The organism is Streptomyces sp. MMBL 11-1 (genome assembly GCF_028622875.1).
Lineage (GTDB): Bacteria > Actinomycetota > Actinomycetes > Streptomycetales > Streptomycetaceae > Streptomyces.
This window is the reverse complement of the sequence record NZ_CP117709.1, coordinates 1,968,674-1,978,621: the sequence shown is the minus strand read 5'-3', so window position 1 is coordinate 1,978,621 and position 9,948 is coordinate 1,968,674. Positions and strand designations below refer to the sequence as shown.

The window sequence follows — 9,948 nt, the reverse complement described above, 5'->3', positions numbered from 1 at the left end:
TCCGGTCGGTCACGGTCCCGTTCGGGACCGCCGACGCCACGGCGATGTGGTCCGTACGCCCGAGGGGCGTCCCGATTGCCGGCCCACACCGAGAAGGACGCGGTTTCATGAACACATCCAGCATCACGGCCCTGCCGGGCATCACGCTGAGGAGTCCCGGTGCCGGTCTGATCACGCTGGACCCGGTCCGCACCGCACTGCTGCGGGGCCTGGACGACCTGCTGACCGGCCTCGCCGAGCGGCTCGCCGCCCCCGAGGTCGTGGGGCCGCCCCTGCTGTCCGTGGACGGACTGGCGCGGCTCGACTTCTTCCGCAACTTTCCCCATCTCGGGGTTTCCGCAGGGCGTTTCGGCCCCGAGGTGCTCGACGGCCTGGCCTCCGGCGGCTCCCCCCAGGACCTGCCGCTGCACCCGACCGGCCATGTGCTGCCGTCCGCGACCTGCTACGGGCTGCTGCTCTCCCTGGAGGGCGAGGACGTTGGCGAGGACGGGCTGCGGCTCTCGGCGGTCGGCCGCTGCTTCCGCAACGAGACCCACTACGAGGGACTGCGCCGCCTGTGGGGGTTCCACATGCGTGAGGTGGTCTACCTCGGCACCAAGGACGGGGCCGCCGAACACCAGGAACGCGGCGGGGAGTTCGTCCAGGAGACGGCCGGAAGGCTCGGACTGACCCTGACCCGGGCGGCGGCCGACGACCCGTTCTACGACAACGGGGGATCGCGGGCCCGCCTGATGGCACTCGACCCGGTGAAGTTCGAGTACAGCGCCCCCGACGGCACGGCCATCGCCTCCGTCAACCGGCACCGCAACTTCTTCGGCGAGCGGCTGGGCATCCGGGCCGGCTCCCACGGGTCCGCCCACAGCTCCTGCGTCGCCTTCGGCGTGGAGCGCTGGGTGCACGCGATGATCCTCGCCCACGGCACCGCCGAGCAGGCACTGGAGCGGCTGCGCGCCGCCGGTTCCTGATCCGGCCTTCACGTCCGGCTTTCGTCCGGCTTTCACGTCCGGTCTTCACGTCCGGCCTTCACCCGAACAGAGACAAGAGGAGCGCTTTCTCCCATGGAACGTGTCGTAGCGTGGCTCAACGAGAAGAATCCCGGCCTCGACGGCCCGATCGGCGTCGAGGAGGACCTGATCGAGGCCCGCCTCATCGACTCGATGGACTTCCTGGAGTTCATCGACCTCCTGGAGGAGATCTCGGGCAGCAGCATCGATCTGCAGGAGGTCACCATCGACGACTTCCGCACGCTCGCCCGCGTCAAGGAGCGCTTCCTCGCCTCCGCCGACCTGGCGGAGACGCCGGCCGGGTGAGCCCGGGCCGGTGACCTCTCTCCCACAGGCGCCCGGCCAGGGCGCGGCCACCGTGGCGTTGGTGGCCACCACCGCGGAGGTGCTGGCGCACCCGGAGCTCGACGAGCGCCTCCTCGCCCCGTGGGAGCGGCGGCGGCTCGCGGGAATCCGGGTGCCGGGCCGGCGCGACGACGTCGTGGCGGCCCGGCTGCTGCTGCGGCTGTGCGCCTCCCGGGTCACCGGGCTGCCGCCGGAGGAGCTGGAGCCGGCCCAGCGCTGCCCCGGGTGCGGGCGGGGCGGGCACGGCCGCCCGTATCTCCCGGACCACCCGGAGCTGGGCGTCAGCTACAGCCACGCGGACGGCCTCGCCGCGGCGGCGGTCGGGCGGGGCCCGGTCGGCATCGACGTGGAACCCCTGGCGCGCCGGCCGGGCCCCCTGTCCGTACTGCGGCGGATGCTGCCGGCGGCCGAGGTGGACGCCGCCCGCGCCGGGCCGGAACCCGGCCCGGCGCTGCTGCGGTTGTGGGTCCGGCGGGAGGCCCTGTTCAAGGCCGGGCGGGAGGACGCCCGGCTGGCCGACTGGACGGATCACCGCCGTGCGGCCGTGGTGGCCCTCGCGGGCGCCGACGTGTCCGGGGCCCGCCCGGCCGACGGGCCGCTGTTCAGCCCCGGCCCGGCTCCGCCGTCAGGTCGATGAGACGGCAGACCGTCTCGATGTCGGTCTGCACCTGGGCGATCGAGGCCCGGCCCGAGAGCCAGGTGATCAGTGCCGAGTGCCAGGTGTGCTCGATGACCCGGATCGCGGAGAGCTGCTCCGCGTTCGGGTGCTCCACGCCCATCGCGTCCAGGATGATCGCGGTGGTGAGCCGGGAGACGGTGTCCACCTCGGCGCTCACACCGCGGTCCGCGAAGGTGAGGGCGCGGACCATGGCGTCCGCGAGGTGCGGTTCGCGCTGCAGGGCGCGGAAGGCGCGCATCAGCGTCTCGGCCACCCGCTGGGCCGCGTCGTCGCCGGCCGGCGGACGTTTGCGGAGCGTGGTGTGCAGGTGCCGCAGCTGGTCCTGCATGGTGGCGACCAGCAGATGGATCTTGGACGGGAAGTAGCGGTAGAGGGTGCCCAGGGCGACCCCGGCGGCCTCGGCCACCTCCCGCATCTGCACCGCCTCGAACCCGCCCCGGCCGGCCAGCTGGGCGCCGGCGTGCAGGATGCGGCGGCGACGGGCCTCCTGGCGTTCGGTCAGCGGAGGCGCTGCCGGTCTGGCGTCCGCGGTCATGCTGTCCCCCTCCACGATCCGTGATCCATGGCCTCGATCCACCCGGACGGGCGAAGCGGGCCGTCCGGGCGCGCACAGCATGCCAGGGCGTCCGTCGTGGCGCGAATCACCTGATCCGGCCGTCACGCCGACGCTACCTGCCGGTAGATTCGGGGCACACCGAACGATCAAGTCTGGAACTTGTTCTAGCAAGTCTGAAACTTGTTCTAGATTAGCGCGACCGGTTACGCTCCGGCGAACACGCAGTCAGAAGGGGGCCGAGTGTGACCGCTGAGGCCATAGAGACGGGCCCCCGCACGGGCGACGGCAGCTCCGCCGGGACCGGCGGCCGGCCGTTGCGCATCGCACTCCTCACGTACAAGGGCAATCCGTTCTGCGGCGGCCAGGGCGTGTACGTCCGCCACCTCGGCCGGGAGCTCGCACGCCTCGGCCACAGCGTCGAGGTGATCGGCGCGCAGCCCTACCCGGTGCTCGACGAGGGCGTCCCGCTCACCGAGCTGCCCAGCCTCGACCTCTACCGTCAGCCCGACCCCTTCCGCACCCCGAAGCGCGGCGAGTACCGCGACTGGATCGACCTGGCCGAGGTCGCCACCATGTGGACCGGCGGATTCCCCGAGCCGCTCACCTTCAGCCTGCGCGCCCGCCGCCATCTGCTGGCCCGGCGCGGCGAGTTCGATGTCGTCCATGACAACCAGACCCTCGGCTACGGTCTCCTCGGCGACCTCGGGGCCCCGCTGGTGACGACGATCCACCACCCCATCACCGTGGACCGCAGGCTCGACCTGGAGGCCGCCACCAGTCGCCGCCGACGCGCCTCCGTACGCCGCTGGTACGCCTTCACCCGGATGCAGAAGCGGGTCGCCCGCAGACTGGACACCGTTCTCACCGTCTCCGGCTCCTCCCGCGACGAGATCGTCGAGGACCTCGGCGTCCGGGCGGACCGGATCAGCGTCGTCCACATCGGCGCCGACACCGACCTGTGGTCCCCCGACCCCTCGATCCCCGAGGTGCCCGGCCGCATCGTCACCACCTCCAGCGCCGACGTCCCGCTCAAGGGCCTCGTCCACCTCGTCGACGCGCTCGCCAAGCTCCGCACCGAGAACCCCGCCGCCCACCTCGTCGTCGTCGGCAAGCGCGCCGAGGACGGCCCCGTCGCCCGCGCGATCGAGCGGCACGGGCTCGCGGACGCCGTCGAGTTCGTCAAGGGCATCAGCGACGCCGAGCTGGTCGACCTCGTGCGCGGCGCCCAGGTCTCCTGCGTGCCCTCGCTGTACGAGGGGTTCTCGCTGCCCGCCGCCGAGGCCATGGCCACCGGCACCCCGCTGGTCGCGACCACCGGGGGCGCGATCCCCGAGGTCTCCGGCCGCGACGGGGAGACCTGCCTGGCCGTGGCGCCCGGCGACGCGGACGCGCTGGCCGGGGCGCTGGCCCGGCTGCTGGGCAGCCCGGAGCTGCGCGCCCGGCTCGGCGCGGCCGGCCGCGAGCGGGTGCTGGCCAACTTCACCTGGGCCCGGGCGGCGGCCGGAACGGCCGAGCTGTACCGTCAGGCGATCACCGCCCGCGGAGTCCGCAGGTGACCGCCGGCTCCCGGAGGGCCGCGCGCCCCCGGACGCCCGTGGACCCGATCGCCGCAACCCGTACCTCCGACCTCGAAGGCAGGCCCTCGTGCTGACCGTCGACTTCACCCGCTTCCCGCTCGCCGCCGGCGACCGAGTGCTCGACCTGGGCTGCGGTGCCGGCCGGCATGCCTTCGAGTGCTACCGGCGCGGCGCGCAGGTCGTCGCGCTCGACCGGAACGGCGAGGAGATCCGCGAGGTCGCCACGTGGTTCGCCGCGATGAAGGAGGCCGGGGAGGCCCCCGAGGGCGCCACCGCCACCGCGATGGAGGGCGACGCCCTCAACCTGCCCTTCCCCGACGACTCCTTCGACGTCGTGATCATCTCCGAGGTCATGGAGCACATCCCGGACGACAAGGGCGTCCTCGCCGAGATGGTCCGGGTGCTCAAGCCGGGCGGCCGGATAGCCATCACCGTCCCGCGCTACGGCCCCGAGAAGGTCTGCTGGGCGCTCTCCGACGCCTACCACGAGGTCGAGGGCGGCCACATCCGCATCTACAAGGCCGACCAGCTCCTCGCCCGGATCCGCGAGGCCGGACTCAAGCCGTACGGCACCCACCACGCCCATGCCCTGCACTCGCCGTACTGGTGGCTCAAGTGCGCCTTCGGCGTGGACAACGACAAGGCCCTGCCGGTGCGGGCGTACCACAAGCTGCTGGTCTGGGACATCATGAAGAAGCCGCTCGCCACCCGGGTCGCCGAACAGCTCCTGAACCCGGTCGTCGGCAAGAGTTTCGTCGCCTACGCCACCAAGCCGCATCTTCCGAAGGCCGAGGCGTGAGCACCCCCGAACGGACCGAACACCTTGTTCTGCCAGGCGTCCTGACGGCCGATCAGGCGATCGAGACGGTCGCCGCGCTCGCCGCCGTACAGCGGGAGGACGGGGCGCTGCCCTGGTTCCGGGGCCACCACCTCGACCCGTGGGACCACACCGAGGCCGCGATGGCCCTGGACGCGGCCGGCAAGCACGAGGCCGCGGCCCGCGCCTACGACTGGCTCGCCCGCAACCAGAACACCGACGGCTCCTGGTACGCCGCCTACCACGACGGCGACCCGCGGCAGCCGACCGACCGCGGCCGGGAGAGCAACTTCTGCGCGTACGTGGCCGTCGGCGTCTGGCACCACTACCTGGCCACCGGCGACGACGCGTTCGTCGACCGGATGTGGCCGACGGTCTTCGCGGCCGTCGAGTTCGTCCTCGGCCTCCAGCAGCCCGGCGGGCAGATCGGCTGGAAGCGGGAGAGCGACGGCACGCCCGTCAACGACGCGCTGCTGACCGGCTCCTCCTCCATCCACCAGGCGCTGCGGTGTGCGCTGGCCATCGCCGAGCGCCGCGAGGAACCGCAGCCCGACTGGGAGTTGGCGACCGGAGCGCTGGCCCACGCGATCCGCAGCCACCCCGAGCGCTTCCTCGACAAGGGCCGCTACTCCATGGACTGGTACTACCCGGTCCTCGGCGGCGCGGTCACCGGCGCCGAGGCCACCGCCCGCATCCAGGAAGGCTGGGACCGCTTCGTCGTCCCCGGCCTCGGGGTGCGCTGCGTGCTGCCCAACCCCTGGGTGACCGGCGGCGAGAGCTGCGAACTCGCCCTGGCCCTCTGGATGACGGGGGAGTCGGACCGGGCGCTGGAGATCCTCCAGTCCATCCAGCACCTGCGCTCCGAGGGCGGGCTGTACTGGACGGGATACGTCTTCGAGGGCAACCGGGCCTTCTGGCCCGAGGAGCTCACCACCTGGACGGCGGGCTCGCTGCTGCTCGCGGTGGCCGCGCTCGGAGGGGACGAGGCGACCACCGCGGTCTTCGGGGGCGAGCGGCTGCCCGTCGGCCTGGAGCCGGACTGCTGCCGCTGAGAACCGCTCCGCCGCGGGTCTCGTTCAGCCGCGGCGGAGCCGGCCCGCCACCGCGTGCCCGATGAACAGGTAGACGGCGGCCGCGAGGCCGTAACCGGCGACGACGCGCGCCCACGCCTTGTCGAACGTGAACAGGTCGTACGACCAGCCCGCCAGCCAGCGGGCCGCGTCGTGCACCCACCGCACGAAGTCGTTGCCGCGGTTGGCGTCCAGCAGGTACATCAGGATCCAGAGGATGATGACGAAGGCCAGAACATCGGCCACGACGGCGATGACACGCGCCGCTGAACTGCTTCCTGAACTGCTTACCGCACGGGTTCTGGGAGACATGGCACTCGGGTTACCGCTCCACGCGGGGTGAAACCGGCCGCGACGGGCGTTCCGCCCGCCCGTGCGGATCCTCCGCACGGCAGGGGCCGTCGCGAGCCCGGCCGGGGCCCGGATACCCAGGTGATCAACGCCGGTTCCGCCGGTTAGGGTGCGCGGCATGACCCTTCTCTCCCACCGCCGTTACTGCGACGAGATCCTGGCCCAGACCGACGCCCTGCGCGCGGTGCTGACCGGCGCCGACCTCGCCGCGACCGTCCCCACCTGCCCCGACTGGACCCTGCGGGAACTCGCCGTGCACGTCGGCGGCGCGCACCGCTGGGTCGGCGAGATCGTCCGCACCCGCGCCGTCGAGGACGTCCCCGAGGAGAAGGTGCCCGGCCTCGAAGGCCCGGACGGCGACGACCCGGCCGCGCTGGACGCCTGGCTCGCCGACGGGGCCGCGGCCACCGTCGCCGCGCTGCGGGAGGCAGGGCCGGACGCCGAGGTGTGGAGCTGGTTCCGGGAACGGAGTACGGCCTTCTGGGCGCGGCGCATGACCCACGAGACGGTCGTGCACCGGGCGGACGCGGCGCTCGCCGCCGGCGCCCCGTACACGGTGGACGCCGACGTGGCCGCCGACACCATCGAGGAATGGCTGCGCATCGTCTCCTTCGCCCAGGAGGGCGGCGACCCGGAGGCGGCCGAACTGCGCGGAGGCGGGCGCTCGTTGCACCTGCACGCCACCGACGTGCCCGGTGCGGAGTGGCTGATCGAGTTCGGCGACGACCGCTTCACCTGGCGGCACGCGCACGAGAAGGCCACGGTCGCGCTGCGCGGACCGCTCACCGACCTGATGCTCGTCTTCAACCGCCGTCTGGAGCCGACGAGCCCGCGGGTCGAGGTGCTCGGTGACGCCGCGCTGCTGGACTTCTGGCTGGACCGGTCGTCGTTCGGCTGAGCGCGAACAGCCCCCGGACTGTACGACAACGGCCCCCCGCCCGGAAGGGCGAGGGGCCGCGGTGTGCGTACGGGATCAGCCGCGCTGGATGCCCGTGGTGTCCTGCAGGACACCACGACGGCCGTCCTGCGTCTGGGCGATGAGGCTCTGGCCGCGCTGCTCCACCGCGAGGTACCAGGTGCCCGGCGCCAGCTCGGCGATCGGGTTCGGCGAACCGTCCTCGCCGTACAGCGGGCGGGCCACCGGAACGGCGAACCAGAACGGGGTGAAGTCGCCCGCCGGCGCCGCGCCGCCCTGCGAGGGCTGCTGGGCCTGGGCCTGCTGCGCCTGCGCCGGGTCGGCCTGGGCGGGCTGACCCTGCTGCGGGGCGCCGGGGTAGCCGTAACCCTGACTCGGCTGGGCACCGTACGGCTGCTGCTGCTGCTGGCCGGCCGGGAAGCCGTAGCCCTGGCCGGGGCCCGCGCCGTACGGGGCCTGCCCGGCCCCCACGCCCGGCGCCGGGGAGGCCGGGCTGAGGAGCGGGGCCTTCAGGGCGGGGACCAGCGGACCGGCGACCGCGCCGGCGGCGAGCACGATGGCTGCCAGCAGGCCGAGGATCAGGCCGGCGCCCGCGTCGCTGACGTCGAGGATCGTCCAGAAGGCGGTCCACAGCGTGAAGACGGTGAGCGCGGTCCCGAACTGGCCGAGGTCCAGCCCGACGACCTTGCGGCCCGGCATGGCCCGGCTGACGACCACCAACGCCGCGCCGATGACGCCGGCGAGGAAGAGGCTCATCAGCAGCCCGAGCGAGTCCCAGGCGTTCGGGCTGTCGAACCGGGAGCAGTCGACGCCCTGCGGGCAGTCGTAGCTGGAGTAGTCGAGGAAAGAGGCGATGAACAGCACGACCGCTGCTCCGATCACCACGCCGTCGCCTCGAGTGAGGGATCGGATATTCACGTGAAGGTCCTTAGTCGGTCGTCTCGTCGGGGCGGTCGTCGCTGCCGCCGGTGCGGCTCGAAGCTGGGAGCGGCTCCCCATCGTACGGATGAATCTATCGTCTGCCCGGGCGGGTTGCGTCCGGTCCCGGATCGTGAGTGGCTATCCCCCCGATATCACCGCAGAACTACCCCTTCAGATAGTCGGTAATGCCGTCGGCCAGTCCCTGGGCCGCCTTCTGCCGCCAACTCGCGCTGGTAAGCAGGGCCGCGTCCTTCGGGTCGCGCATATTGCCGCATTCGACGAACACCTTGGGCACGGTCGACAGATTCAGTCCGCCGAGATCATTACGCGTGTCCAGGCCGGTATTTCCGCCGATGTAATTGGAAGGTGCGCTTCCGGTCGTGCGGACGAAGTGTCCGGCGATCCTCGCGCCGAGGTCGGCCGAACTCTTCACGATCTTCGAGGTGTCGGCCCCGCCGCCCTTCACCCCGGCGGGCAGGATCACGTGGAAGCCCCGGTTGCCCACGGCCGACCCGTCGGCGTGCACCGAGACCACCGCGTCCGCCTTCGCCTCGTTCCCGATCCGGGCCCGCTCGTCGATGCACGGCCCGAACGGCCGGTCGTCGTCGTGCGTGAGCCGGACCCGGGCGCCCTCGGTCTCCAGCAGCTCGCGCAGCCGGTGGGACACGTCGAGGGTGAACCGGGCCTCCGCGTAGCCGTCGTCGGTGGACGTACCGGTCGTGTCGCACTCCTTGCGGCCGGTGCCGATGTCGACCTGCTCGTTGATCTCCCGGGTGTGGTCGCGGTTGCGCGGATTGTGTCCCGGGTCGATCACCACGGTCCGGCCGGTCAGCGGGCCCTTCGGCAGCGGCTTCGCGGAAGCGGAGGGGGAAGCGGAACCGGACGGCTCCGGCTGCTTCCCGGCCGGAGCCGTCGAGGAGGCGGCGTCGGCGCCGGGCCGGGGCGAGGCCGCACCGGCCCCGTCGGCCGATGGACCGCCACCGCAGCCGGCGGCGGTCAGGCATACGGCGGCCAGCGCGGCGGCCACGGAGAGGGGCCGGGCGCGGCGGGTGGGGGGAGGGCTGTCGTCGTACGGCACGCGGCGATGCTACCCACCCGTGCCGTCCGGGCGGCTCAGATCCCGGTCCCCGTGCGGCGCAGCACGCGCAGCGAGTCCGTCGCCGACACCTCGGTGAACGCCCCGGAGGCCAGCGCCCGCTGATGGATCCGGTACGGGGCCTGCCCGCCGTCGGCCGGGTCGGGGAACACGTCGTGGATCACCAGCAGCCCGCCCTCGACGACATGCGGGGCCCAGCCCTCGTAGTCGGCGTTGGCGTGCTCGTCGGTGTGCCCGCCGTCGATGAAGACGAGCCCGAGCGGCCCGGCCCACACGGCGGCGACCTGCGGGGAGCGCCCGACGAGCGCCACCACGTGGTCCTCCAGGCCGGCCCGGCGCAGGGTGCGGCGGAACGTCGGCAGGGTTTCCATCAGCCCGACCTCCGGGTCCACCACGCTCGGGTCGTGGTACTCCCAGCCGGGCTGCTGCTCCTCGCTGCCCCGGTGGTGGTCGACGGTGAGCGCGCTCACCCCGGCTCCCCGCGCCGCGTCCGCGAGCAGGATGGCGGACCGCCCGCAGTACGTGCCCACCTCCAGCAGCGGCAGCCCGAGCGCACCGGCCCCGGTGGCGGCGGCGTACAGGGCGAGGCCCTCGTGGACCGGCATGAAGCCCTTGG

General features: G+C 73.0%; 12 protein-coding genes. 7 read left to right on the top strand and 5 right to left on the bottom strand.

The window, feature by feature from the left end:
* The first annotated feature begins 107 nt into the window (after positions 1-107).
* From PSQ21_RS08460 to PSQ21_RS08450, 3 genes are all read left to right on the top strand, one after another.
* A complete protein-coding gene (locus PSQ21_RS08460) occupies positions 108-965 on the top strand; it encodes a hypothetical protein (protein ID WP_274029809.1) in 858 nt (285 codons plus the stop codon).
* Between the two features lie 93 nt (positions 966-1,058).
* Positions 1,059-1,310, top strand: coding sequence for an acyl carrier protein (locus PSQ21_RS08455; RefSeq protein ID WP_274029808.1), 252 nt, complete (start codon positions 1,059-1,061; stop codon positions 1,308-1,310).
* A 10-nt stretch (positions 1,311-1,320) separates the two neighbouring features.
* The gene (locus tag PSQ21_RS08450) at positions 1,321-1,986 is read left to right on the top strand and encodes a 4'-phosphopantetheinyl transferase family protein (RefSeq protein ID WP_274029807.1); all 666 of its coding nucleotides are present in this window, start codon (positions 1,321-1,323) and stop codon (positions 1,984-1,986) included.
* Here PSQ21_RS08450 and PSQ21_RS08445 read toward each other — a convergent pair.
* Complete coding sequence (locus PSQ21_RS08445) at positions 1,952-2,563, bottom strand: TetR family transcriptional regulator (protein WP_274029806.1); 612 nt, start codon at positions 2,561-2,563, stop codon at positions 1,952-1,954. The two genes, PSQ21_RS08450 and PSQ21_RS08445, sit on opposite strands and share 35 nt — an antisense overlap.
* Before the next feature lie 263 nt (positions 2,564-2,826).
* On the opposite strand from PSQ21_RS08445, the gene PSQ21_RS08440 reads away from it, so the two are divergent.
* The 3 genes from PSQ21_RS08440 (at position 2,827) to PSQ21_RS08430 (ending at position 6,030) form a co-directional block, all read left to right on the top strand.
* Positions 2,827-4,140, top strand: a complete 1,314-nt coding sequence (locus PSQ21_RS08440; RefSeq protein WP_274029805.1) for a glycosyltransferase family 4 protein — start codon at positions 2,827-2,829, stop codon at positions 4,138-4,140.
* An 88-nt stretch (positions 4,141-4,228) separates the two neighbouring features.
* Positions 4,229-4,960, top strand: a complete 732-nt coding sequence (locus PSQ21_RS08435) for a class I SAM-dependent methyltransferase (protein WP_274029804.1) — start codon at positions 4,229-4,231, stop codon at positions 4,958-4,960.
* Positions 4,957-6,030: a prenyltransferase gene (locus PSQ21_RS08430; protein ID WP_274029803.1), complete on the top strand. Its 1,074-nt coding sequence runs from the start codon at positions 4,957-4,959 to the stop codon at positions 6,028-6,030. The genes PSQ21_RS08435 and PSQ21_RS08430 overlap by 4 nt, the downstream gene beginning before the upstream one ends.
* Positions 6,031-6,054: 24 nt before the next feature.
* Here PSQ21_RS08430 and PSQ21_RS08425 read toward each other — a convergent pair whose 3' ends face one another.
* A complete protein-coding gene (locus PSQ21_RS08425) occupies positions 6,055-6,360 on the bottom strand; it encodes a hypothetical protein (protein ID WP_274029802.1) in 306 nt (101 codons plus the stop codon).
* A 157-nt stretch (positions 6,361-6,517) separates the two neighbouring features.
* Here PSQ21_RS08425 and PSQ21_RS08420 point away from each other — a divergent pair, with 157 nt between their 5' ends.
* Entirely contained in the window at positions 6,518-7,297 is a 780-nt protein-coding gene (locus tag PSQ21_RS08420) for a maleylpyruvate isomerase family mycothiol-dependent enzyme (protein WP_274029801.1), read from the top strand.
* A gap of 75 nt (positions 7,298-7,372) precedes the next feature.
* Here PSQ21_RS08420 and PSQ21_RS08415 read toward each other — a convergent pair whose 3' ends face one another.
* The 3 genes from PSQ21_RS08415 to PSQ21_RS08405 all read right to left on the bottom strand — a co-directional run bounded on the left by PSQ21_RS08415 (position 7,373) and on the right by PSQ21_RS08405 (position 9,937).
* Positions 7,373-8,233 (bottom strand): DUF5336 domain-containing protein, encoded by an 861-nt coding sequence (locus tag PSQ21_RS08415; protein ID WP_274029800.1) that lies wholly within the window; start codon positions 8,231-8,233, stop codon positions 7,373-7,375.
* A 166-nt stretch (positions 8,234-8,399) separates the two neighbouring features.
* Positions 8,400-9,314, bottom strand: coding sequence for an N-acetylmuramoyl-L-alanine amidase (locus PSQ21_RS08410; protein ID WP_274029799.1), 915 nt, complete (start codon positions 9,312-9,314; stop codon positions 8,400-8,402).
* Between the two features lie 35 nt (positions 9,315-9,349).
* Entirely contained in the window at positions 9,350-9,937 is a 588-nt protein-coding gene (locus PSQ21_RS08405; RefSeq protein ID WP_443334417.1) for a class I SAM-dependent methyltransferase, read from the bottom strand.
* Between the last annotated feature and the right edge of the window lie 11 nt (positions 9,938-9,948).

Coding starts and splice junctions, on each gene's coding strand:
- PSQ21_RS08425 (WP_274029802.1), bottom strand. CDS start 6,360: ATGTCTCCCAGAACCCGTGCGGTAAGCAGTTCAGGAAGCAGTTCAGCG.
- PSQ21_RS08445 (WP_274029806.1), bottom strand. CDS start 2,563: ATGACCGCGGACGCCAGACCGGCAGCGCCTCCGCTGACCGAACGCCAG.
- PSQ21_RS08455 (WP_274029808.1), top strand. CDS start 1,059: ATGGAACGTGTCGTAGCGTGGCTCAACGAGAAGAATCCCGGCCTCGAC.
- PSQ21_RS08405 (WP_443334417.1), bottom strand. CDS start 9,937: ATGCCGGTCCACGAGGGCCTCGCCCTGTACGCCGCCGCCACCGGGGCC.
- PSQ21_RS08460 (WP_274029809.1), top strand. CDS start 108: ATGAACACATCCAGCATCACGGCCCTGCCGGGCATCACGCTGAGGAGT.
- PSQ21_RS08420 (WP_274029801.1), top strand. CDS start 6,518: ATGACCCTTCTCTCCCACCGCCGTTACTGCGACGAGATCCTGGCCCAG.